Source organism: Sporomusa aerivorans (assembly GCF_041428895.1).
Lineage (GTDB): Bacteria > Bacillota > Negativicutes > Sporomusales > Sporomusaceae > Sporomusa > Sporomusa aerivorans.
Genome location: NZ_CP156926.1, coordinates 848,090 through 873,185, shown reverse-complemented (window position 1 = coordinate 873,185; position 25,096 = coordinate 848,090). Strand labels below are relative to the sequence as shown.

The 25,096-nt window shown below is 49.2% G+C and carries 20 protein-coding genes; 5 read left to right on the top strand and 15 right to left on the bottom strand.

Features of this window, described 5'->3' with window-relative positions; translation table 11 throughout:
• Positions 1-52: 52 nt before the first annotated feature.
• On the bottom strand, positions 53-934 hold the full coding sequence (locus SATMO3_RS03975) for a LysR substrate-binding domain-containing protein (RefSeq protein ID WP_371377794.1): 882 nt from the start codon (positions 932-934) through the stop codon (positions 53-55).
• A 135-nt stretch (positions 935-1,069) separates the two neighbouring features.
• Between SATMO3_RS03975 and SATMO3_RS03970 the strand changes: the two genes are divergently transcribed.
• On the top strand, positions 1,070-2,305 hold the full coding sequence (locus SATMO3_RS03970; RefSeq protein WP_371377791.1) for an MFS transporter: 1,236 nt from the start codon (positions 1,070-1,072) through the stop codon (positions 2,303-2,305).
• A gap of 78 nt (positions 2,306-2,383) precedes the next feature.
• Here SATMO3_RS03970 and SATMO3_RS03965 read toward each other — a convergent pair whose 3' ends face one another.
• Together SATMO3_RS03965 and SATMO3_RS03960 are read right to left on the bottom strand one after the other, a co-directional pair.
• Positions 2,384-5,521: an efflux RND transporter permease subunit gene (locus SATMO3_RS03965; RefSeq protein ID WP_371377788.1), complete on the bottom strand. Its 3,138-nt coding sequence runs from the start codon at positions 5,519-5,521 to the stop codon at positions 2,384-2,386.
• Positions 5,522-5,535: 14 nt separating this feature from the next.
• On the bottom strand, positions 5,536-6,678 hold the full coding sequence (locus tag SATMO3_RS03960; RefSeq protein WP_371381668.1) for an efflux RND transporter periplasmic adaptor subunit: 1,143 nt from the start codon (positions 6,676-6,678) through the stop codon (positions 5,536-5,538).
• A gap of 197 nt (positions 6,679-6,875) precedes the next feature.
• On the opposite strand from SATMO3_RS03960, the gene SATMO3_RS03955 reads away from it, so the two are divergent.
• Positions 6,876-7,718, top strand: a complete 843-nt coding sequence (locus SATMO3_RS03955; protein ID WP_371377785.1) for a MerR family DNA-binding transcriptional regulator — start codon at positions 6,876-6,878, stop codon at positions 7,716-7,718.
• Positions 7,719-7,867: 149 nt separating this feature from the next.
• Here the strand turns inward: SATMO3_RS03955 and SATMO3_RS03950 are convergent, their stop codons facing one another.
• The 11 genes from SATMO3_RS03950 to SATMO3_RS03900 form a co-directional block, all read right to left on the bottom strand.
• Positions 7,868-8,809: a ChaN family lipoprotein gene (locus tag SATMO3_RS03950; RefSeq protein WP_371377782.1), complete on the bottom strand. Its 942-nt coding sequence runs from the start codon at positions 8,807-8,809 to the stop codon at positions 7,868-7,870.
• Positions 8,779-10,707, bottom strand: coding sequence for a TonB-dependent receptor plug domain-containing protein (locus tag SATMO3_RS03945; RefSeq protein ID WP_371377779.1), 1,929 nt, complete (start codon positions 10,705-10,707; stop codon positions 8,779-8,781). Before SATMO3_RS03945 ends, SATMO3_RS03950 begins: the two co-directional genes overlap by 31 nt.
• 88 nt (positions 10,708-10,795) lie before the next feature.
• Positions 10,796-11,758 (bottom strand): ABC transporter substrate-binding protein, encoded by a 963-nt coding sequence (locus SATMO3_RS03940; RefSeq protein WP_371377776.1) that lies wholly within the window; start codon positions 11,756-11,758, stop codon positions 10,796-10,798.
• Positions 11,759-11,955: 197 nt separating this feature from the next.
• On the bottom strand, positions 11,956-13,344 hold the full coding sequence (hutW, locus tag SATMO3_RS03935; RefSeq protein ID WP_371377774.1) for a heme anaerobic degradation radical SAM methyltransferase ChuW/HutW: 1,389 nt from the start codon (positions 13,342-13,344) through the stop codon (positions 11,956-11,958).
• Positions 13,345-13,385: 41 nt separating this feature from the next.
• Positions 13,386-13,907 carry a flavodoxin family protein gene (locus SATMO3_RS03930; RefSeq protein ID WP_371377771.1) on the bottom strand — a complete coding sequence of 174 codons (522 nt, stop codon included), beginning with the start codon at positions 13,905-13,907 and terminating at the stop codon, positions 13,386-13,388.
• A gap of 43 nt (positions 13,908-13,950) precedes the next feature.
• Positions 13,951-14,685, bottom strand: coding sequence for an ABC transporter permease (locus SATMO3_RS03925; protein WP_371377768.1), 735 nt, complete (start codon positions 14,683-14,685; stop codon positions 13,951-13,953).
• Positions 14,685-15,467 carry an ABC transporter ATP-binding protein gene (locus SATMO3_RS03920; RefSeq protein WP_371377765.1) on the bottom strand — a complete coding sequence of 261 codons (783 nt, stop codon included), beginning with the start codon at positions 15,465-15,467 and terminating at the stop codon, positions 14,685-14,687. The genes SATMO3_RS03925 and SATMO3_RS03920 overlap by 1 nt, the downstream gene beginning before the upstream one ends.
• Positions 15,424-16,230, bottom strand: a complete 807-nt coding sequence (locus SATMO3_RS03915) for an ABC transporter ATP-binding protein (protein ID WP_371377762.1) — start codon at positions 16,228-16,230, stop codon at positions 15,424-15,426. Before SATMO3_RS03915 ends, SATMO3_RS03920 begins: the two co-directional genes overlap by 44 nt.
• A complete protein-coding gene (locus SATMO3_RS03910) occupies positions 16,227-17,240 on the bottom strand; it encodes a FecCD family ABC transporter permease (protein ID WP_371377759.1) in 1,014 nt (337 codons plus the stop codon). The genes SATMO3_RS03915 and SATMO3_RS03910 overlap by 4 nt, the downstream gene beginning before the upstream one ends.
• The gene (locus SATMO3_RS03905) at positions 17,237-18,295 is read right to left on the bottom strand and encodes an ABC transporter substrate-binding protein (protein WP_371377756.1); all 1,059 of its coding nucleotides are present in this window, start codon (positions 18,293-18,295) and stop codon (positions 17,237-17,239) included. Before SATMO3_RS03905 ends, SATMO3_RS03910 begins: the two co-directional genes overlap by 4 nt.
• Before the next feature lie 331 nt (positions 18,296-18,626).
• Positions 18,627-20,345 (bottom strand): methyl-accepting chemotaxis protein, encoded by a 1,719-nt coding sequence (locus SATMO3_RS03900; protein ID WP_371377753.1) that lies wholly within the window; start codon positions 20,343-20,345, stop codon positions 18,627-18,629.
• 364 nt (positions 20,346-20,709) lie between these two features.
• On the opposite strand from SATMO3_RS03900, the gene SATMO3_RS03895 reads away from it, so the two are divergent.
• From SATMO3_RS03895 to SATMO3_RS03885, 3 genes are all read left to right on the top strand, one after another.
• Positions 20,710-22,377, top strand: a complete 1,668-nt coding sequence (locus SATMO3_RS03895) for an ATP-binding protein (protein WP_371377750.1) — start codon at positions 20,710-20,712, stop codon at positions 22,375-22,377.
• Positions 22,378-22,600: 223 nt separating this feature from the next.
• On the top strand, positions 22,601-23,770 hold the full coding sequence (locus SATMO3_RS03890) for a Crp/Fnr family transcriptional regulator (RefSeq protein ID WP_371377747.1): 1,170 nt from the start codon (positions 22,601-22,603) through the stop codon (positions 23,768-23,770).
• 244 nt (positions 23,771-24,014) lie between these two features.
• Positions 24,015-24,413, top strand: a complete 399-nt coding sequence (locus tag SATMO3_RS03885) for a DUF4405 domain-containing protein (RefSeq protein ID WP_371377744.1) — start codon at positions 24,015-24,017, stop codon at positions 24,411-24,413.
• Here the strand turns inward: SATMO3_RS03885 and SATMO3_RS03880 are convergent, their stop codons facing one another.
• Complete coding sequence (locus SATMO3_RS03880; protein ID WP_371377741.1) at positions 24,414-25,040, bottom strand: CBO0543 family protein; 627 nt, start codon at positions 25,038-25,040, stop codon at positions 24,414-24,416.
• Between the last annotated feature and the right edge of the window lie 56 nt (positions 25,041-25,096).

Genomic DNA, 25,096 nt, shown 5'->3' with positions numbered 1-25,096 from the left:
TTAAAAACAAACGTCATAAATTAGGGCTTCTATAAAGTAGTCTTAGAGCAGGTTAAGCGTCAGATAAAATCAGGTCCAGATAGTTATCCAGAATGCTAAGACTCTTACTTATTGTCGATTTAGGGTATTTATGGGTAATCTTGTAGCAAACTCTTCCCGGCGGTTGATCCAATAGCTGCTGGATTGCGAACTGGCCGGACTTAACAAAAGCGGCAGCTACTGATTTAGGCACAACACTCCATTGCTTGGGGTCCTGCAGGAGCGAGAATATCAGACCTGCAGTATCTACCCGAATACGGGACGAATTGAAAGTATCCCACCAACGGTCATGCCAGATTTGGTAAGAAGGGCTCCAATTCATGTATATTTCGTGGTCACAGTTCAGTTCGTCCGGATGAACCCCGGCTTCAAGGTTCCCGGCGGTTGCCCTGCGTAGCAGCACCATCTCATCAACAAAAAAGGGGGTAACCACTATATTGGGTACGGTTCTCTCCATTTTTACGAAAGCCACGTCTACCTCCCGGCGTTCTAAGGTATCATAGAGCTCTACAGAATGCTGCGTAACAAACTGAAGCCGCATTTTGGGCATGTGTTGGCACAGCGCCCGGTAAAGCGGCGGGAGAACATACGTATTCAAGCTGTTCGACCCGCCAACTGAAAGCCTTAACTGCGAGCCACTGGCCTGTAATATCTCCGTTTCACGTTTCAGCACCTGCCAGCGTTCCGCGATATTAACAAAGTTTTCGCCGAAAGGAGTCAGCGTGATTCTCTGTACTCCCTTGCTGCGTTCTACAAGAATAGCCCCCATATCCTTTTCCAGCGTTTTCAGCCGGTAACTGACAGTGGCCTGCGTTAGGTGCAATAACTCAGCAGCCCTCTTAAGGTTATGCGTCTGGACAATCGCTAAAAAAGCTTCAATACCTAAATAATTCATACTATCCTCCCAAATATAGAACATTTATATATTTCCTGGTAAATTAATTTGATTTACATTCTATAGTTCTATATTTAAAATTAACACGTAGTGAATATAAAATCAATTTACGCAGGACTACGGGAGGAAACCATCTTGACCAAGCCAACGGATCTAAACAGGAAACCTGTCATTGTCATCTCTTTGCTTACGGCGGCATGTTTGCTCGGCGACTCTATGCTCTACATCGTGTTGCCAGTCCACTGGCAGGACGTAGGCCTTGCTTCCCTCTGGGAAGTGGGTATTCTTCTGTCCGTCAACCGTATTGTGAGACTGCCTTTGAATCCGCTTGTTGGCTGGCTATACGGAAAAATGAGCAGCCGGAACGGTATCTTATTCGCCGGAATACTGGCTACCTGTACAACCCTCTCCTATGCAGCGGCCAAAGGCTTTATCCTTTGGCTCCTGTTGCGCTGTGTCTGGGGAATTGCCTGGACATTCCTGCGTCTGGGCGCCTATTTTACCATCCTGGAAGTTTCCGGCGACAGTAACCGCGGGTACTATATGGGTATGTACAACGGCCTGTATCGGTTGGGAAGCCTGGGAGGTATGCTCCTGGGCGGCTTTTTGGCCGACCGGTTTGGTATTGGTGCTACATCACTGTTCTTTGGAGCTTTGACCTTTCTGGCCATTCCGTTTGCCTTTCTCCTGATTCCCGCTACCAACCCCCGGACACAGGCGGAAAATAAGCCGGCGGGCTTACTGGCGATCGCTGCCAATCCCAATGTGACCTGGACATTATTAACCGGCCTGTGCATAGCAATGATTTATCAAGGAGCCTTCACTGCCACATTAAGTTACCTGGTACAGGTGCATAACTCTTCAACCATTCCTATCCTCGGTCTTTCTGTCGGCGCTGCCTCGCTGGCCGGAACACTGCAGGCCCTGCGCTGGAGCTGGGAACCGTGGCTGGCGCCGTGGTTCGGCAGAATGTCAGACGGCAAGTACGGCCGCCGCACCATCTTAATAGTAACTTTCGTCCTTGCGGCAATCCTTTTTCTGCTGATTCCGCTCAAGCTTCCTTTATGGATATGGGTGTTGCTCATTCTGGCAATACTCCTTACCGCAACCATCCTGACAACCGTCATTGACGCAATTGCCTGCGATGTTGCATCCTGTTCTGCGCAAAAAACGTTCATGACCGCGTATTCCTTTGCCATTGATGTTGGCGCAGCCATCGGCCCCCTGATCAGTTTTACTCTTAACGGGATCTGGGGACCGTATACTATATATTGGCTAATCGCCGGTATCCTGTTCATCCTTTCCCTAAAGTGGCTTGTCTGGCCGATCAGTATATATAGTAAGGATAACAAGTATATCGGGCAGGAATAAGGTCAGGCAAGCACAAAGAAGCTCCACAGCGGGAATAATATCCCGTTGTGGAGCTTCTTCAATTACAGGGAAGAGAACTTATGCTGAGCAGGCTTTCTTCTTCTTCCATTGCAGCTTAGTCACAGTCCATTCCACGACAACAAACAGTACGGGAATGATAAATATGCCAAGCGCCGTAGCTACTGTCATGCCGCCGACAACCGCCGTCCCCATCGCCTGTCTTGCGCCCGCCCCGGCGCCGCTGGCCATCGCTAATGGCAGACAACCGATAATAAAGGCGAAAGAGGTCATCAGAATCGGCCGGAGCCTTAGCACGGCCGCTTCGATAGCAGCCTCAACCGGTTCCATGCCCTTATCCACTCTGACCTTGGCGAATTCAACAATCAGAATGGCATTCTTAGCGGCTAAGCCAATAAGCATAATCACGCCAATCTGCATGTAAACACTGTTTTGCAGATTCATAGTGTATTGGGACAATAATGCGCCAAAAATTCCGGTAGGTACAGAAAGCATGACCGCATACGGAACACTCCAGCTCTCATACAGCGCCGCCAGGCATAAAAAGACAAATACCAGCGCCAATGCTAAAATTTGCATGGTTGTACTGCCGGCCTTCTTTTCCTCCCGGCTTTGTCCTGACCATTCCACGTTAAAACCGGCAGGCAGCGTTTCTTTGGCCAGTTTCTCCATGGCCGCCAGCGCCTGCCCTGAACTATAGCCCTCGCCGACAGAACCGTTGATCTGAATGCTGCGCGCCGCATTGAAACGGGAAATAATGGACGGTCCGGTTGTCAGCTTCGGTTTTAACAGAGTATCGAGCGGAATCATAGCGCCATTTGAGGAACGGACATAAATAAAACGCGTCATGTCAGCTTCATTGCGGAACATGGTATCTGCCTGCATAACCACTTTATAGGTGCGGTTAAACATATTGAAATCATTCACCTGAGTACCGCCGAAATTGACTTGTAGTGCAGTAAATACATCGTTTAGGGGAATTCCCAGATTCTTTACCTTTTCCCGGTCCACCTCGAATTCATAACCAGGAGAATCACTTTTGTACGTAGAGTATACCGCAGCCACTTCCGGCTGTTGATTGGCAGCAATAACAAACTTTTTCGTAATCGCATCCAGTTCTTCCTTACTATGGCCGGACATATCCTGCAGTACCATGGTGAACCCGCCAACCATCCCCAGTCCCGGCAGCGCGGGAATATTAAAGGCCATTATCGAAGCTTCGGGAAACTGGTCCGCCTTGCCTTGAACCTGACCGATAAGGGAATTGACCTGGGTAGCGGCATCTCTACGCTTACTCCACGGTTCAAGACCGACAAAGAGGACGGAAGTACTGGCTTTTACACCATTGGACAACATATCAAAACCATCTACGGAAATAACCTGATTAACACCCGGTAATACTTTAATTTCTTCCGCCAGACGGTCGGTAACTGCCTGGGTGCGGTTCATACTCGCCCCCTCCGGCAGACTGACAACCGTCGCAAAGAACCCCTGATCTTCATCCGGGATAAACGTCGTCGGTACAATTTTGTATAAGTATACCGTTCCCACCAAAACGATCAACAAAAAGATGCAGCAGTATTTTGCTTTGGCGATTAATGATTTAACCGTTTCACTATAGGTGCGCGTGATCTGATCAAACCAATTGTTAAAATTGTTGAAAAACCTGCCCAAAGCCGTGTCTTTTGACTGCTCTTCATGGGGTTTTAACAGCATGGCGCACAGCGCCGGGGTCAACGACAGGGCGACAACAGCGGATAGAGCCATGGAAACCGCAATCGTCAAGGCAAACTGGCGATAGAGAACACCCACCATGCCGCCAATAAAAGCAACCGGAATAAATACGGCGGCCAAGACAAAGGCAATGGCAATAACCGGACCCGACACTTCGTCCATGGCTCGTTTTGTGGCTTCCGCAGGTGTCAGCTTATTATAGCGTATGTGATGCTCAACCGCTTCAATAACAACGATAGCATCATCGACAACCAGGCCAATGGCCAGCACCATAGCAAAAAGCGTTAATGTATTGATCGAAAAACCCAGAACAATAAAAGCGCCAAACGTACCAATCAGCGATACCGGAACGGCCAGCATCGGAATCAGCGTGGCCCGCCAGCTTTGCAGAAAGATAAAAACAATGAACATAACAAGCGCCATGGCTTCAAGGAAGGTTTTAACTACCTCGGACACCGATTCTGATATATAGTCGGTATTATCAAAAACAGACCGGTATTTCAGATCCGGCGGAAAATTCACTGCCGCCGCAGCCACTGCCTGTTTTATACCTTTAATGGTATTCATTGCGTTGGCATCACTGGTCAGTTGAATGCCAACCGCAGCGGCGTTGGCTCCATCCTGCTTAGTTGTGTAATTCAAATCTTTACCGGCATTTTCAATCCGCGCAATATCCTTTAGATAAACAAACGAGCCATTCGGCTGGGCTTTCACGATGATTTTCTCAAAATCCGCAATACTGGTTAAGCGGCCTTGCACTTTGGCTGTATACTGAAATTCCTGTTTCTTGGGTACAGGCATAGCGCCAATGGTACCGGCCGGCGCCTGCACATTCTGTTCCTTGATAGCCTCAATCACGTCGGCAACCGTCAATCCCAGTTCGGCCATGCGATCCGGGTTGATCCAGATGCGCCGGGAGAGCTCCGCTCCAAAAACCATGACATCGCCGACACCGTTGACCCGTTTAACTGCATCCTTTAAATATACGTTGAAATAGTTAGTTAAGAAGGTACTGTCATAGGTACCTTTGGGCGAATAGAAACTCAGCATCATAGCCATGTCCGAAGAGGCTTTTTTGGTGGTAATACCGGCTGCGGTTACTTCCGCCGGCAAAGCGGAGTTAGCCTGGGCAACACTGTTCTGCACCTTGACGGCAGCGATATCGCCATCGACTCCCAGCTCAAAAACCACTTCCAGACTATAAGCGCCCGAGTCATCGGAGTTTGAACTCATATAGTTCATACCCTGCACACCGTTAATCTGCTCTTCCAGAACCTGGGCTACCGTCTGGTTAACAACCTCGGCGTTGGCGCCGGTATAAGCTGCCGATACCGATACCGTTGGCGGTTGGATTTGCGGATACTGGGCGATAGGAAGACTCAGGCCGGCAATCGTTCCCGCTACTACAATCATAATTGAAAGAACAATTGCAAAAACGGGACGTTCTATAAAAAATCTTGCCACGATTGTCACCCCTCCTATGAGTTAATAGACAACGCCAACTCCGCCGGCGTGACGATAGTCACATCCAGCGCCGCTCCTTCCTGAACCTTGGTCAGGCCTTCGACGACAACGATGTCATTTACTGTCAATCCATCTTTTACAAGCCAGAAACTGCCTACCTTCTCCCCCAGCGTCACTGCCCGGGGCTCTGCCTTATTTTCGGCGTTGACAACCGTAACCAGCGATTTGTCCAGTATCTGCTGCACAGCCCGCTGGGGAACCAGCACCGCATTTTTAATTGGGGCGCCGGCGATTTTAACTCTGGCGAACATACCCGGAATTAAAATCCCGTCCGGATTGGCAAAAGAAGCTTTCAGCGCTAAAGTCCCGCTGTTATTGGCCAGGCTTCTGTCCGCCTGCGTCACTTTCCCGCTTAGCGGATATGCGGCGCCATTGCTTAAGGTGATCATCACGTTGTCACCCCAGCCGCTGTTGGCAAGGTTGTTTTGCGAAATCTGCCGCAGGTTAAGGTATTCGTTCTCACTCATATTAAACTGCACAAATACCGGATCTAGGGCCCCCACTGTTACTAATGCGGTACTGCCCGCCTGCACATAAGTGCCCACACTGACGTCATTTACGTCGATCCGGCCGTCGATCGGGGAAACAACTAACGTACTATTTACATCATCCTGCGCTTTTCTTACCAGGGCGCGATAGGAAGACACCAGGGCCTCATTCTGACGCTCAGCCGCTTTTTGGGTAGTCAGCCGCTGTTCCGCGATGGCTGCGGCATTGAGCAGACTCTGATAACGCTCGGTGTCGGTACGGGCATTTTCTAAATTCACCTCGGCTTGCACTAATTGCGCCTGGGCAGACAGCAATGTACTTTCATACTGCGTGCCATCGATTCGATATAAGGGCTGCCCGGCTTTAACCAGATCCCCGCCGGAAACCATTTTTTCAATAATATTGCCTGATACACGCGCCTGAATTTTTACTTCATTTTTCGCCTGTACCTGTCCGGCATATTCATTGGTTATCTGTACATTCTGCTGTAGGATCTTTATGGCTCTGACCGGTACTGCCTTCTGCTGCGCACTCTCCTGCGGCCCGCCGCAGCCGGCGGTAAGCAGCATCACCATAACCGCGCCTAATCCTATGTAGTTTTTTAACATTTTTGCTGGAAGCACACTCCTCAACCTCCCTGTTTGCAAATAAAAGCGAGCAGCATAATTTTCTGCTCAACCCAACATTAGCTATTGCTTTCTAATACCATAAGTGTTCATCGGTTATCCTCCATAATTGACTAATTTTACTATATTAAGGTATTATAAACTATACAGTAACTGTATAGTCAAGAGGAGAATATGCTATGAATGATTTTTCACAGAAACAGTTTACTACCGGACAATTCGCCGCTATCTACGGTATTAACAAACGAACGCTGATGTATTATGACAGCATCGATTTATTTAAGCCGGCTGTAGTGAACGAGAATGGCTATCGTTACTATACAATTGCTCAGACGCCATTATTTGATGCCATCCTGCTTTTGCGCAAACTCCGGGTGCCATTGGAAGAGATAAAAGAACACCTGACTAACTACACCCCGCAAAAATTACTGGAATTTCTTCACAGGCAAAATCAAATGCTGGAACAGGAATTAACCGAACTTCTCTGGCTTAAAAGGATTATACAAAATAAAATTACCAGTATGGAAACCAACCAAACGGTTGATCCTGCCAAAATCGAAATCCTGGAACTAAAAGCCCGGGCAATAGTAGTCAGCGAATCAATGTCTGATATGCCGCTTGAAAAAGCAATGAAGTTTCTCACCAAATTTATGTATGATTGCTATCATACCCATAGCTACAGCGGCTACCCATGCGGCTATATGCTGGATGCAAGAAAATTGCAGGCAAGCGGTCTCAGTCAAGACGCATTCAGCCAGGTTGCCAATTGTTTTTACCTTGTTGATGAAACCAAAGCTCCCTTAATGAATTGCGCCTATCGACCTGAAGGCCGTTACCTTGTGGGCTACTATAAAGGAAACTGGCTCCAGATTGATCAAATCTTTCAACAGCTTATGGACTATGCGGCTGAGCACAAACTTACCTTCACCGGCCATGCCTATGTGGAAAACATCCTCGATGATATCGCCGTCTTCGAAGATCCCTACTATTATGAAGCCCGGATTTCGATTCTCTTGGAATAATTCCGTATTTAGCCGGGTTGGCATATCTAAATCAACTTTCGAAAACACTTTTAAAGTCAAAGCCACTGCGAAACACGGTCCCTGTCCCCGTGTTTCTATGCAAAGGGGGCCTCTCATAGGTTGAAAAACCCATTTGAGACCCCTTTAGCCTATTGTTTGCCTGGCGGCGGCAGGAAAGCGATAATATCAGCGTCTGCCCGCAGGTGTCGGGCTTGAGCCGGCAAATCCGTAAAATCGGCTGCATAGTAAGGAGCTATGACCAGGATTTTTACTGCCGGTTCAAGCGCCTGCAATTTTTCCGCAACCCCCAGGCGGGAGCGGCTGTGAAAATCGCCCTGATAATGAACAATCTTTCTGCCCGGATTCTGCCGGTAATACCTGGCGATACTCTCAGCCATGGCATCGTCTTTTAGGCACTGGGCCCGGTAAAAAGCTTCCAGCCTCTCCGGCGCCACTTTCATCCCGCTGTTTTGGGCCGGCAGCGCCTGCAGCTGGGTATAAAAGCGCTGCTTGTATTCACCGTCCGGATAACGGTGAACAGCCGGCAAATACTGCCGCATTGCTTCAGAAACGCCGTCCAGCGAACCCTCTCTGGCATATTGTGCGGCAACGCTGCGCGGAATATTGGCGGCAATAACTCCCAGTCCCTTCTCTTTCGCCAGTTCAACCAGCGGCCGGTAAGCGACTGTGTAGTTATTCCAGGGGCGGGATCGGTCCAGAAAAACAGTTTCAGCAATCTCGCCGGCCAGATAACGGTCGAGCTCCGGCTGGACATCCCGTTCGAACATCTCCAGGGAAACAGCCAGCTGCGGGTTCCGGGCGCAAGCCGCAGCCAATACCGCCGCTTCCAGGCGGTGGAGCCGGTCATCATCATGATATTCGCCAAACAGTAAAACATCATAGCCGGTAAGGCGTTCTCCCAGCTCAACAAGCGATACCTGACGCCCGGTGACAGTATCATACAAAAGAACAGTTTCCGGCTCGCTTGCCTGCGCTATGCTGCCTGAAAGCAGCAGAAAAAGAATACTTAGCAGCCAAAGCGGTTTAAGTAAAGTTGTCATTAGAATGTATAATTTACGCCCAGTCGCCACAGGCGGCCCTCCAGGACAAGCTCATCAATCTTCTTGTCCAGAATATTATCAACGCCAAAGTAAGTACTATAGCGCTCATTCCATTTTTTATTGATTGTAAAATTCAACGTATTATAACTATAGTCGACATCGCTGTAGCGGTAATCACGCACCCACTCCTGCCAGAGGATGCCGCTCACTCCGGAATTTTGCGAATCGTCGTAATGCAATTGGACAGAATACCGGTTTTTGGCCCGGCTGTCTAGAAATTCATTGGTTTTTGCATTGCGGGCATCCAGATACGTATAGGCTGTTTTCAAGGTAAACCGGTCCGAAAGATGCCGTCCGCCTTCCAGTTCCAAGCCTTTAATTTTCGCCTTGTCGACATTTACATACTTGGAGGTATAAACCATCCCTGCCTGCGTAGTCTCTGTACTAATAAGATCGGTGACGTCATTGTTAAAATAAGTCACTTTCCCAAAGTTAGCGCCGCTTTCCCCTTCCAGACTGATGTCATAGCTCGTTGATTTTTCCGGTTTTAAATTCGGATTGCCGGAAACAATTACCGTCATCGCCGGGATAGGCCTATGGGTCATTTTCATATATAACTCGCTGATGCTAGGCGCTTTAAACCCTTTACCGAAGTTTGTCTTCAGCCGGAAATTGTCGGCGAACTTATATGTCATTCCCAGCTTCGGGCTTAAACTATCCTCAAATTTGTCGCTGTCATCATAACGCAGTGAAGGAATGAGCAGCAGTTTATCACTCAGCTTCCACTCATCCTGAACATAAGCAGCCTGATACTCCACACTTTTTTCCGATATGGCTTTACTGATGCCGTGCTCGGTTATGACCGAAGCAGCATCCCCGTTATCTTCCAGCCGGGTGCCCCGGTATTCGTTGGAACGGTATTCAGCGCCATAAGTCAGTACATGATTGTCATTTAACCTGGTTGTATTTTTCCCGTCAATAACCCAGGTTTTATACTTGGCCCGGTCAAAATCGCTGTAGGTACCGGTTGCCAGCACGGTATCATTATTTTTTTCCAGCTCATTGTAATAGGTACGCAGTTCATAATTGCCCCGGCCGGTCTGTCCCCGCAGGGTCACCCCGTAAGAATTTCTTGTATTGTTGTAATAGTCGCGGCTGTTGTCGTCGCTAAAATCGGATTTCAGATGTTCGCTCATCCGTTCATAAAATACATCCAGTTTCTTGTCTGCCGCCAGATCATAGGTCCCGCTGAGATTGTAAAACTGGCGCGGACCAAACATATTGGTACTGTCGGAGCGATTTACTTCCTTAATATCAGTAAAAGAGGTATCCAGGGACCAGGCCCATTTGCCCTGTTTGCCCATATCGAAATGATAGGACGCATTCTGCTGCCGGTTGCCGGTGGACAGGCCGATAGTGCTTTGCGGCTTTTCCGGTTTGCGCATAATTATATTAATGACGCCGCCCAACGCGTCGGAGCCATAGAGCGAACTAACCGGCCCCCGCACAATCTCAATCCGCTCGACATTATTAATATTGATGCGGTTCAATTCATAGGCATTGGCCGTCGTGCCGGTATCCTCACCGGCCAGCCGCCGTCCGTCGATCAAAATCAGCGATTGGTTAGTGTTCATCCCGCGCAGGCTGACTTGATTGCCGGTCATGCCGGCCTCGCTAAGATTGAGATTCAGAGCGAGTTTTAACGCCCCGACAACACTCTGCGCCCCCATAGTTTCGATATCCTTCCGGGTGATGACTTGCACGCCGGCCGGCGTTTCCTTCACGCCCTGCTCGGTGCGGGTAGCGGTAACCACGACTTCTTCGAGCGGAAAGACCTCTTCGGCCTGTACCGGGAAGCTCAGCGCTGAAATGATGCCGAGGCTTAAGAGCGCAACTCTGCTTGATTTCGGATACTTACTTCTTTTCACTTGGCAATCTCCTCTCAATCTATTTCCCAATTAAGGTAAAACTTATGTCATTTCCTCTCCTGGCAAAGTTTCAAGCCTCCTCACCGCTTCAATCCCGGCCGTCCGGGTATAACAACCCGGCCAGCACGGCGACCGCGTCACCGACCTGTGTGCCGGGATTTACCGCAAATAAATGATACGGCAGTTTATACACCCGGTTTTGCCGTACGGCTTCGATCCCCTGCCAGGCTGGCTGGCTGGCCAGTTGGCTGCGAAACTTCGCCTCGACCTTTTCGTCGGAGCTGTGCGTGATGAACAGAATGACCTCCGGCTTTGCTTTGACCACAAACTCCAGACTGAGCGGCGCATAGCCGCCCGCCGCTGCGGTATTTTCAGCCGCCTCGGCCACGTTGACGCCGCCCAGGCGTTTCACCAAATCACCGGCGAAACTGTTAGACAGCGCCATATTAAAACTTTCCGTCGTTCCCCACAAAATGAGCACCCGGGGCGCAGGCTTGCCTTTAGCACTTGCCACAGCAGCATTATACCGGTTTTCAATCCGCGCAATCTCGGCAGCCGCTTTATCCGGCTGCCCGGTGAGTTCGCCGTAAAATGCCAGCGTATCCAAAACCTGCTGATAACTGTCCAGCGTTTGCATAAGGATGGGGATACCTGCCTTTTCCAGAACAGGTAGCAGCACATGATGGAACGGAATATTGGCCGCCAGCACCAGATCCGGCTTCAAGGCAACCAACTGCTCCAGATTCGGGTTTGGCGGCAGGCCGACTGTCGGCACTGCCTGCACGGCGGCGCGTACAGCGGCTGGCAGGGTATTGGTTGCCGCCCGGCCGGCAAGCTTGCCGCCGGCGCCAAGATACAAATCAATGTTGGAAGCATTGAGCGCCACGACCCGCTGCGGCTGCTCAGGAACAGCAACCCGGCGCCCGGCGCCGTCGGTCACGGTCTTAAACGAGCCGGACTTAAGCGCATCCCTGCTTTCCTGGCCAAATACCAGGAAGCTGCCGGCAAGCAAAAAGAGTACAATAATGCCGCCGATTAACTTATGGACCATACGCAACACCTCCTTACTCAGCCTGTTCTGTTAAAGCGGCTGCCCCTAAAAAACACAAAAACCCCGTGCTTCACTTGCTAGCAACGGAGCTCTAGGCTCTCTGTCAATTTACAGTTATTTGCCGGGTAGCATTTTCTGTACTCAGTATATATGGTAATGATAATCATTGTCAATTAAATAATTATCATTTGCCTGCTTTATCCCTGAACCACCCCTTTTTGCATCTCCCAGGACCAGGCGCCATGCAAAAGAGCATTGATGCATTCCAGTACAGATTGCATCAGATTTACATACCAGAATTGTCCGGCAACCGTCAGGCGGGCAATGCCGCTTTCCCGGGCTACCAGGCCATTCTTCTCCCACAAGGACAGCAGCGCCTCCAGTTCGCCGATACGGGGATCAAGCTCAGCTGCAAGCTGGTTAATATCAAGATAACCGAGTTTAATTTGATTTTTGACTGCATCATGCAATTGGGCCGACACAGGCGATGACGTCATCATAATAATGGGTTTTTCCCCGCTGTCGATGCGCTGCATATACCGTTTTATATCCCGTTCCAGCATGATCGAAAAATCACCGGCTTTCCCTCCCGCCCCGGCGCCAAAGGGAAGCATGGTATGGCCCTGCTGGGCCATGATATTGTACAGATTTCGCTCACGGCTGGTTTTTGCCCAGTGGCAGACGCTGATCTGAGCGACAGGCCACCCCGACAGTACGCGGTGGGCAGCGGCGAACAGTTCAGCCTTATCCTGGACGTTTGCTGCGGCAGGCAAGCGCCCGGCGTCCGTTTCTTGCTTTAGCGCGCTGTTCTCGTAGACATTCAGTTGATACAAGTCCCAGCCGTCCACCGCCGCCGTTTTTAAGAGCGCAATGTCGTCCAGCCACACCTGGGGCGTCTGGTACGGGAGTCCGTAAATCAAATCAATGATCACGGTTGCCTGATTATAGCCTGATAAAGCCACTAGCCGTTCCAGTATGGCTTCCCGGTCATCCAGGCGGCCAACAGCCTGCCGCACTGTGGTATTAAAAGACTGTACGCCAATCGATACCCGGTTGACGCCATTCTCCAGCCAGCTTTCCATTTTAGCCGGCACCAGGTCATGGATCCGGCTTTCCAGGGTCAGTTCACAATCATTAGTTAGCGGCAGGTACGTGCCAATGGCTTTTAGCAGCCGGCCGGCGTTAGCCGGCGAAAGCGAACTGGGCGTCCCCCCGCCGATAAAGACGGCATTCACCGGAACTGCCAGATAAGGACTGCCGGCGCTCATCTTGAGTTCGGCAATCAGCCGGTCAATATAGGCGTTCTCCAGTTCCAGCTGGCTATAATTTTGGAAGAAACCGCAATACAGGCATTTGCGCTGGCAAAAAGGGATATGAATATAAGCTGAGCGTTTTTCTTTTAAACCCGGCTGTTGTAAAACAGACTGCCAGCGGCTGGCCCACTCTCCCTTGGCCAGCATGGCTCCCCGGATATCGCCGTGGAGAACACGTTTGGCCGGAAACGCTTCATAGAGCGGCTGATCGGTCTGGCAGCCAACCACCAGCGAATACAGCTCCGGTTCCATGGCCGCAAGTATTGCCTGCAAACTGCTGCCACCTCCGCCCCTGCCGGTATAGAGCGCCTTCTTCATAGACCACCCGCGTGCAGCTTCTGCCTGAATTCGGCAAATATCGTTTTGGCGTTGGCCAGATCGCTTTCATCCGGGTGCTTGGCCGCTTCCTGATGCCGGGCGGCGCGTTCCGGATTCATAGCATGCGGGTGACCTGCAGGCAGATTTTTAAATTGTTCCACCAGCTTCGGGTCAACCTTTCCCTGACAGATAAAGCTGCCAATAAACTGATTGCTGTCATCTATAAGCGCGACGGCATTGGCCATGCTTTTTTGGGCATGCTCCGAATCCGGATACGCCCCTAAGGTTGCGAACAGGGCCACCTTCTTATTGCGGAGGCCGGTAATGTAGTCCTGCGCCTTTTTATCCGCCGTACCCCGGTCCACCCAAAAACCTACGGCAACCAAATCATAGCCGTCAGCCGGCGGCTTCTCCTCTACCGGAAAAAGTTCGGCTGCCTCGCCAAAAACCTCTTGTACCGCTTCCGCCACTTTCTTTGTATTTCCTGTCAGACTTGAATAAACAATAAGTGTTTTCATTAAAAATCTCTCCTTAAGTTTTTTTGCTTACCCGCCTGGCTTATTATTCATTATACGCCGCCAGCTTTCTTATTCCCAGCCAAAACATCAGGCAGCTAATCAGCAATAAAACAGCAGCTTTTGCTAACGCCTCCTCCCCCCAGGTTGGCAGCCGCAATAACCCGTTCACCAGGCTTAACGGCAACACAGCGACGATTTCGCGCACCAAGGCCGGAAAATGCTGTTCCGGAAAAAAAGAACCACCGAAAAAAATCATGGGCGTCAGTAAAAAATTATTAACCAGCGAAAGTTCATCCGGATCGTTCACCCATAAGCCAACCGTAAGTCCAAGCGCCGCGAAGAAAAAAGCGGATAAGAAAACGCCGCAGACAGCCGTTAACGTTAAACCCGGCGCGGCAAAAAACAACCAGGCAATCCCGTAAACCAACCCGCCTAAGAGCAAGCCGCGCGTCGCTCCGGCCAAAACCAGACCGCCCGCCACCTGCGCCAGTGAAATGGGGCATAACAGCAGCGTCTGCAAAGTTTTGAAATAAATACGCCCCACACTTACCGACAGCGCCGTTTGCTGAAACGAATTCAACATAACAGTTATGCCGAGAATCCCTTTAGCCAGAAACGGGATATAGCCCCCGCTCACCTCCAGACGGGACCCCAGCCCCCAACTGAAGGCAAATAAGTAAATAACCGGAAACATAACCGAGGAAAAGACATACCCCAGTTTTCCCATTTTCTTTTGCATTAACAAGAGTTCCCGGCAGTAGACAACAAGACAGCCCATTATTCCGCCCCTCTCCGGATTAAACGTAAGAAGGCTTCTTCCAGGGTACCCGGCGAATCGCCTGCCCCGGCCGCCATACTTTTAATTCCCGCCGGTGTTCCCGTCACCAGAATCCGGCCGGCCTTAAGGAGCGCCAGCCGGTCGCAGAGCTGCTCCGCTTCATCCATGTAATGCGTGGTTAGGAATATGGTTTTGCCTTTGCCTGCCAATAGCCGGATCACCTGCCAGATGTCCTGGCGCACATCCGGATCGAGCCCCACCGACGGTTCATCTAAGAGCAGCATTTGCGGCTCAGGCAGTACCGCCCGCGCAATCAGCACCCTTCTCGCCATTCCGCCCGAGAGCATGCCGATACTCCTCCCGCTGATATCGGCCAGATTAAATTCCGCCATGATTTGTTTTACCCTCAGGCGGGCGGACGGAACGCCATACAGCAAGGCATATAAGAGCAGAGCTTCACGGACCGAGAGTTCCCGCTCCAGATTATTCTCCTGCGGCACCCAGCCGAGCCGGTGTTTGACAGCCGCTCTCCCGCCAAGACCGTCCCGGCCGAAAATAGTAATCCGGCCGCTGCCAGGCCGGCTCAAACCGGCAATAATTTTCATTAGCGTCGTTTTACCGGCGCCATTCGGTCCTACCAGTCCAAAAACCTCACCGGCATTAACCGTTACCGACACCCCCTCCAAAACCTGTTTTCCCTGATAGGTTTTTGAGATGTTCTCCAGGTTAAGCGCTTCATTATGCTCCATAGCTGCTGCAAATGTCGTGCGGGAGGCAGACAAGATGCTCGGAACCTCCCTGCTCTATCATTACCACCGTGGCTTCCACGCCGTACAGCAAGCGGAGGTTGGCCGCCGTCAGCACGTCCCCGGCTTTCCCGTCGGCAAAGATTTCGCCTTTTTTCATAGCAATAATGCGGTGACTGAAGCGGGCGGCATGATTCAAATCATGGAGTACCATAACTACTGTTAACTTTCGCTCCCGGTGCAGCGTATTGACCAATTTCATAAATTCCAGCTGGTGATGGACATCCAGGTAGGTGGTCGGCTCATCAAGCATCAGTATTTTGGGCTGCTGGGCCAGAGCCATTGCCAGCCACGCCCGCTGCCGTTCACCGCCTGACAAAGTGTCCAGCCGGCGGAATAATAAGTCCGCAATCCCGGTAGCCGTCGCCGCCGCCTGGACCGCTGCCTGATCCTCCGCCGACGGCTGGCCAAACAGGCCGATATAGGGAGCACGCCCGTTGGCAACGAGGTCACGCACTAAGAGGTCTCCCGGCGCCTGCACCGACTGGGGCACTACCGCCAGCAGCCTCGCCACTTTTTTTGGCGACAGCCGGTGAATATCAGTACCGTTTAATAATACACTGCCCGCCTCCGGCGGCAACAGCCGGCTGAGCGCTTTTAAAAAAGTGGATTTTCCTGAGCCGTTCGGCCCGATTATGGCCACAATTTCCGGCTCGCCTATGGCTATATCCAGGCAGGCGGAAATTGTTTTGCCGCTATAACCCAGCGCCAGCTTCCTGGCTTCGATGGTGCAGTTCATTTTCTCATTCCCTTCCGCAGCAAATAGATAAAGAATGGCGCCCCTAAAAACGCCATGAAAATACCGACCGGGATTTCCACAGGCCTAAAAACCGTACGTGCCGCCAAATCGGCCGCCACCACCGTTACTGCCCCGAACAGGGCCGAGCAGGGCATCAGGTACTCAAAATCGGAACCTAGCAGCATCCGGGTAATATGCGGCACAATTAAGCCCACAAATCCCAGCAGTCCGGCTACGCTCACGGCCGAAGCCGCCAGCAGCGCCGCCAGGATAATCAGGCCAAACCGGACCGTTTGCACCCGTGTTCCCAGGCTTTTCGCCACTTCGTCGCCAAGCTGCAGCAGATTTAAGTACCGGGAGGAGAAAATGACCCCCAGAACACCAAGCAGGCTGTACGGTAAAATCAGCCGGATATGATCCCAGCTTTTGCCCTGCAGGCTGCCGGCCATCCAGTTAACCGTTCCCGGCAACTTATCCGAATAAAAGATCATTAAAATGCTCATGCCGCCGCCTAAGAGTGCGGCCACAGCCACGCCGGCCAGAACCATGGGCAAGGGCTGAACGCCCTTGTTCCAGGCTAAAGCAATCACCATAGCCAGGGCCGCCAGCGCGCCGAAAAATGCGGCCATGGGCACAATCACCGTCAGTTCCGGCCAAAGAATCATTACCAGCATAGCGGCAAGACCGGCGCCGGCCGACACGCCGATAATACCGGGATCAGCCAGCGGATTGCGCAGCACCCCCTGCAGGACGCAGCCCGCCAGGGCCAGGTTCATTCCTACCAGGGCGCCGGTAAAGACACGCGGCAGACGGATATTATAAATAATTTGATACGCTTCCCCTGTTGTATTGCCAAGCAGCGACTGCGTAATCTCCTGCAGGCTGACCGGAACTGCGCCAAACAGTACCCCGGCAGCGAGAGCCAGCAGTAGAATCACCAGCGCCGCCAGGCCAATCCCATTGCGCAGCATAGCGCGCGGATCTTGCGCTATATACCTTACCGTATTCATAAAACACGACCTTTATAAAGAAAATCAGCCAGAACGCCCAACGCTTCTCCCAGCTGCGGGCCGGGATTGACCGCGAACAAATGGAACGGCAATTGGTAGACAGCCTGCCGCCGCACGGCGTTTAGCTGCTGCCAGGCCGGCTGTTTTGCCAGTTCCTGATAAAAACGGGTTCCGGTTACCGACTCAGCGCCGTGATTAACCAGTAAAATTACATCCGACTGGAAAGAAGTAAACGCTTCCAGGCGGAAAGGGGCATAACTCAAATTTTCATCAATAGCTATAACCATATCCGCCACATTGACCCCGCCCAGGCGTTTCACCAAATCCCCGACAAAACTGTGGGAGAGCGCCGTATACAGTCCGTCGGCGATTTCCCATAAAATCAGCACTTTGGGCGATGGTTTCCCCCAATGCAGCCGGACCAACTCCCTCCGTCTATTTTCAATCTCTTCAATCTTGCCGGCGGCCCGTTCGGGATTGCCGCTTAATTCGCCGTACAGACGCAGTGTTTTTAAAACATCGGTATAGTGTTCCAGCGCCTGCAGCAAAACCGGAATGCCGGTTTTCTCCAGGACGGCGGCAAGCGAATGATGCATGGGGGCATGCATCCCCAGCACCAAATCCGGCTTCATCGCAATAATCCTTGCCACATCCGGGCAGGGGGGCATGCCTACTGTCGGAATGCTCCTGACCTGTTCCGCCATATCCGGCGGCAGCATATTGGTTGACGCCCTCCCGACAACATTCCCGCCGCTGGCATAGTACAGGCCTAAATTCGATGCGTTTAATGCGATTACGCGCTCCGGACGCCCCGGTATCGCCACCATCCGGCCGGCGCTGTCGGTTACTACTCTTGGCGCTCCGCCGGACAGGGTTCCCGCCGGTTTTGCCCACCTGCGCTCCCCGCCTTTAATCAACTGCACCACACCGCATTTCGGGCATTTAATTTCAATGGTTTGGGCAACACCCCGGTAAAGCAGCCGGTTGCAGCAGGTGCAGCGTATCGCCGGCAAATCTCCCCGTAGTTCTCTTACCTTTTCGTACCCAGCCATCATTTTAATCACTCCTTTGCTTTAGCTTCCTGCAATCTTTGTACACACAGGTCCTACCGCTGAAAAAAACAAAACTCCGTGCGTATAGATTGCGCAACGGAGCTCTAGGCTCTCTTCTTTCTCATTACTGAAGAAGCAGTTTATATATGTATGTGGGTCATCTCTGATATTTATTTTAATGATAATAATTCTCATTGTCAATATGCTTTTTAAAAAATTTACATTCTGTTAATCGAAAGGCAATCTCAGGAAAACAGTGTCCCTGTCCCCGTGTTTTTTTGCCGGAAACCAAACGGGCGATACCCCACCGGAGGTATCGCCCGTTTGGTTTCCTTTATACGGTGAACTGCTGAATTGACTTTTGCAATTCGTTTGCTACATTGTCTAATTCTTTTGCCCGTTCGGCAATTTCATGAATGGTCGCGGCTTCCTCCTCCGACAAGGCGGCAACTTCCTGGGTCCCGGCGGCCGTCTTGTCGGCAATACCGGAAATTTTATTAAGAGTCTCTGCCGATGTTTTGGCATCACTGCTGAGGGCCTTTGTTTTTTCCGCAACGGTATTAATATAGCTGCCTGTGGTATTTACGGCCTCGGAAATGCTCTTGAAAATCCTGACAATATCCGTCAGGCTATGTTCCTGCTCTTTCACAACGCGGGTAACAATATCCATGTCGGTAACCGCATGGTCTACACCACCGCGAACTTCCTGAACGATTTCGATGATTTGCGAGCCTGATACGCTGACTTGTTCGGCCAGTTTGCGAACTTCTTCAGCAACTACGGCGAAGCCGCGTCCCTGCTCGCCCGCCCTGGCCGCCTCAATCGCCGCATTTAATGCCAGAAGATTGGTCTGTTTGGCAATCCCCTTGATGACTTCGACAATCTGGCTGATTTCCTGCGATTTATTCGCAAGATTCATTACGGTGGCGCTAACATTCTGATATACCTTCATATTTTCGATCATTTTTGCTTCTTGCTCACCGACAAGATCAGCTCCGGTTTTGACCGCCCTTTCCGCCTCGTTTGTCAAAATCGCCGAATTGCTCATGTCTGTACTGATGTGTTCCAGGCCGGCAACAATCGTCTGAATGTTATTGCTGCCTTCCTCAGTGGACTTAGCCTGCTCAACAGCGCCCCGCGCCAGCTCGGTGATTGTAATGGCAATTCGTTCAGACGCAACAGAAATTTCTTCGGTGGATGTGATCATCCGGTTAGATTCATTTACCACCATTTCGCTTAACTGACGGGTATTTTGCACAAGATCCCTGATATTTTTAACAACATGGTTAAAGGCCCTGGCAATCAGCCCCAGCTCGTCTTTTTGATCCAAACTGATGCTGTGCGTGAAATCATATTGTGACAGTTCATCCAGATGACTCAAAATCTCTTTAATCGACTTATTTATCGGGACAATAATTAAAACTGTTACCGTAATCAACGCAATGATTAAAACCAGCATTACAGATATAACTATTTTTTGTGCAAACGCCATTTTCACAGTATTTAAATCATCGACATAAATTCCGGTCCCAATAATCCACTGCCATGGTTCAAAACCTTTTACATAGGAAAACTTAGGCTGAGGCGCATCCTTGCCCGGTTTAGGCCACTGGTAACGTACAAGGCCCTCTCCCTGACTTTTCACAACATCTGTAAAGGCGACAAATATCTTAAACCCGCTTGGATCTTTGTAATCGCTCATATCCTGGCCATTAAGCTCCGGTTTTGCCGGATGCATAATCATGCTTGGTTTATAGTCATTAATCCAAAAATACTCGGTTTCCTCATAACGCAGCCCCTGTATTTCCTGTTTTGCATACTCCTTAGCCTGCGCTTCCGTCAGGATGCCCTTTTGCGCCTGGGAATAATAAAACGCAACAATATGATAACTTGTCTCTGTAAGGTTTTTCAGTTTTCTCTCAGCACTTTGCTCCAGGGCAGACGTTAAGGCGGGAAGAATATACAACCCAACCACACCGCTAAAAGATATAATCAACAGCACCACAATGCTAATGATTTTTGTTGTGAGTCGAAAATCTTTAAAAATATTCACAGCTTTCCGCTCCTTAGCTTACTAAGCATATTCAGGCAGTATCGCCAAGACTCTGTCTCTAAGCCCCACGTTGCCCGCTAATTTATATCATAACGGATAATAATTACAAAACTCTGACCAAACCGTGATTTAAATCTTACAAAATCTTTTGTTCCGGCTTCAATATAAAACTGCATTCAAACATTAGCTTTGCGGTCTAATGTCTGAATGCAGTCAGTCAGATAACTAATTAGATACAGAAATACAAATAAATTGCTTTCAGGTTTCTCATGCAAAAAAATGTTAAATTATCCATAAAGAAGGAACTTGCATTTTGGCAGAGAATAAAAAATTGTAAATAATTAACTTTCAGCAGAGGTTTCTTATGGATTATATTTATTTAGCCGTCATGGGCTCATCCATTGGGACATTGGCAATAGTTCTGATTTCCACATATCTGTATGTATTATACCGTGCACGCTATATGGGTATATGGGCTGTAAGTTGGCTTGTCCTTCTCATAAGATCTGCTATTTTTGATTCAGGATTACTCGCCTGGAAGCAGTCCGCCTTAGGATTGACAGTATATCAAATGCTGACTTTTATCTTTGTCCTGATGATTGTTTGGAGCACTTACAGTTTTATAAACAAACCGCTTAATAAGTGGTGGCTATACGGCACTGTCATCATTTTCATTGCAAGTACTGCAGTGAATATTCTGGCTTCCTCCTTGCTTTATAAATTGTTACTGCCCATCTATATTAGCTGTTTTTCAGGTATATGGGCTGGCTTAATTTTTATACGTCATCCGAAATTACCGATTTTCGGCCGATTAGTTACCGGCTATGCCTATATTCTGTTGAGTCTTCTCAATTTTTCTGCTCCGTTTATAATGTATGGCTCGTGGCTTCTTCCCTGGGGATACGCTGCGGGCGGAATATTGCGACTAACCATTGCTATTGGCACTCTAATGTTATACTTTGAAAAAACCAGAATCGATTTATCCCATAAGGAAATTCAGTATCGGCAACTAGCGGAAAACGCCATTGATGTAATCTACTATTATCGCCTCCCCCCGGAAGCCGCAATTGAATATATAAGCCCCGCCGCTTTGACTGTCACCGGTTACGCCCCTGAGGAATTTTACGCCGACAACAAATTAATCTTTAATTTGATCCATCCTGACGACCGTTCCCTGCTTGACGATTTCATCAAAAATCTGCCACACTCTATTGAATTGCCGCTGACCATACGCTTGCTTCGCAAAGACACTACCACCCTCTGGCTCGAACAGAAATGTGTTCCGATTTATGGTGAAAAAGGCCGGCTGGTGGCCCTGGAAGGTATTATCCGCGATATTACTGAGCGAAAAAAACTGGAACAAATGGCCTCAGCTTTCGACAGGATGAACATGGTAGGCAGTATGGCGGCCACCGTCGCACACGAAATCAGAAATCCCATGACCACGGTACGCGGCTATCTGCAGTTGCTGGGACGAAAGGAAAAATATCAAACCGATAAAGAAAATTTTAAATTAATGATCGAGGAACTGGACAGAGCCAACAATATTATCCGGGAATATCTTTCTTTATCCCACGAAAAGTTTGTTAGTTTGAAGAGCTGCTCGCTAAACAGTATTATTGAAGCGTTATTTCCTTTAATCCAGGCAGACGCCAATGCTTCCAAAGTATGTGCAACCCTTAACCTTAGCGAACTTCCCGATTTGCAGCTGGATGAGAACGAAATTCGTCAATTACTGCTGAATCTGGTACGCAATGGGATCGAAGCAATGCCGGCAGGCGGCAACCTGGTTATTCGCACCTTCCTGGACGATAGCAAAGCTGTTTTATCCGTCAGTGACCAGGGGCCGGGAATACCGTCTCACATACTGGATCGTTTGGGTACACCCTTTTTTACTACTAAAGATACCGGCACAGGGTTGGGCCTGCCAATTTGCTACCAAATCGCTCATCGACATAAGGCCAGTATCAAAATCGATACCAGCGATAACGGAACTACATTTTTCGTGTATTTTAGCCAGACCAATCCTTAAGTTATCAGCACATTAGCTAGTCCTTTTTCAGGAATATATACCTGAAAAAGGACTTTTTTAATATTTATATATATTTCTACAAATTTTACCATTTATTTTATATTATTACAGGAGATTATATTCTTTTCTCCGTAACCCCCATTAAAGGGGGGTGATAGTTATGAAAACGTAATTTTCATAAAAATTTTTGCGTTAGTAACTGTTTATAAAGGAGAGAAGAACAATGATAAACAAAGATACAAAGAATAATTCCTGGTCGGCAGAAACTCCTAATGATCCAATTAAAATTTGTATAGCTACTACCCCGGAAGAAAAAAGGGAAATATATCACTTTCGTTATAAAATCTATGTGGAGGAAATGTCCAGGCATCTTGATGAGGTGGATTATGATAATAAGCTATTATATGATGAACAGGACGAATGGGCTTTACTGCTATACGCTAAAGTTGGCTCAGAATTAATTGCCACTAAACGAATTAACATCGGTACTATTTCTGACTTTCCGCAAAAAATAATAGAACTTTTATCCCTGGAAACATTCCAGGGATATAGTAGTGTAAATGATGATAACAAATTTGCCTTTATTACAAAGGTAATGGTCACTCCCGCGCACCGGAGCTCGCCGGTGCTATATCTTCTTATGGTAAAATGCTATGAGATTTGTTGCCATAACCATGTACAATTTATTTTTGGTATTTCCAATTTTCATTTGATACCCCTTTATGAGCAAATGGGATGCCGCAGATACTACAAAAACTTTTTTTACCCAGGTCACGGCTTAGCGGTTCCTATCGTCCTGCTTACCGATGATATTCAGCACTTTCGCAAGGTACGTTCTCCTATTTTTCGCATAGCCCGCAGAAGACGCTCCCTGAATATGAAAACCATTGAATGGTTTAATGCCGTTTTCAGCAACCAAGCCTCCATTATCAATAGTCAATTGATTACCGAGGACGAATTATGGAACCTATTGTGCAAGCGCTTAAATGGCCTGCCAACTGAAAGCATGGCTGTACTGCAGGATTTATCCGAACCAGAAGCCAAAAAGTTTCTGCACAGCTGCGGCATTTTTGTCCAGTGCGATCCGGACGATATGCTGACGTTCCAGGGTGATATCAGTTATACCTACAGCATTTTACTATCCGGCAGATTAAAATCATTAACCTTTCAGCGCCCGCTGAAAGAATACCTCACACCTGGGCAGCACTTCGGGGCAAACGGGTTAACCGAGCACAACAAACACACCGAAGAGATAGCCGCCACCAGTTCTGCCGAAATATTAGCACTATCCGGTATCGCTTTTCAAAAATTTTGCCGCTCCCACCCCGATATCGCCCACAAAATTGTCCGGAATACTACCAGGGAAGCAAGGAAGAAACCCGGAACCAGATGAATTTCCAACAGAAATACTGCGTTAGCAGTATCTAAGTAAACAAACCGTCATTGCACTACATAACAGGTGCAATGACGGTTTGTTTGTCACCGGTGACAAACAACAGCAGCGAAAAACAAGGCCCCAGTCCCCATGTTTCACAGGCAAAACACGGGGACTGGGACCTTGTTTTTTGTTTTTCAAAAGTTATTCTAAGCAAACTAATAGATAATAATAAAAAATGATAATGAAGGGGAATTTTAGGATGTTTTCAACAGCTGAAAAAAATTATTTAATCAATATCGTGCTTGGGGTTATCGGGTTAGCCTGTATAGCCACCGGCTTGCTTTTAAAATTCAAGATACCTGCGTTAATGGCCTATGTCAATATCAAGGCGCTGCATGAGTGGACCGGATATATTATGGCGGCATTAGTTGTTCTGCATTTTGTCATGCATCTCAAATGGTTGCAGGCGTTAACGAAAAGCATGCGGCAGAATAAACAGAAGCTGGCGGCGGCAATGCTGGCCCTGGTTTTCTCGGTTGGCCTTTTTGCCGGGCTGATCGCCTTCAGTCCAGCCGGCAAAGCTCCGGCGGCAGGTAGAAACGGCAGCATTCCGCAAACGGATGTCCAGCGCATGCCGGCATCAGAAAAAACCAACTAACTATTTATCCTCCTCGCCGCCCTGCTTGTCCAAAGGCTTGAGCGCAGGCTGCAGCAGAGTGTTTTCCAGCGGAGCGGGCTTCCCTTCCCGGGCCGCGCTCTGCACTTGCACCACCAGGTGAAAAGCGGCCCGGGACAGTGTTGCCACAACAAACATACTGACAAAACCATAAAAATAATTCCACCGCATTAGCTGGAGGATATCCAGAGCGGACAACACCGGAAAAATCACCCCTGCTATTATGGTGGTTCCCACTGCACTCCAGGCGAAAAACTGACGCCAGTTGGGGCTATGCTGCTGAACCAGCATATATATCAGCGGTATTATCGTCCAGTCCATAAGCAAAACACTGGGGGAAAGCGGCAGAATACGGACCTTATAAATCCACAGCCCTGCCGAAACTCCAAACAGGTCAAGAAGTTCGCGCATTACGGCAATCAAAGAGCCGTAGAGCAGCAGATCCACTAAACGCCGCTTGTCGGTAAGACGGTACCACATAGTATAGGCGAATGCGATTACGCCGACCATGGCCCAGTATTTTACGGTAAGTGTATCTGCCTTCCAGTCGGCAAGCAACAATTGCCAGAGTTCTACCCTCAGTTGATATATAAGATAATCAGTATCCATTATTCATTGTCCTTCCTGTATGCTACAGTTAGGATGAGCATATTGGCGGCTGATAA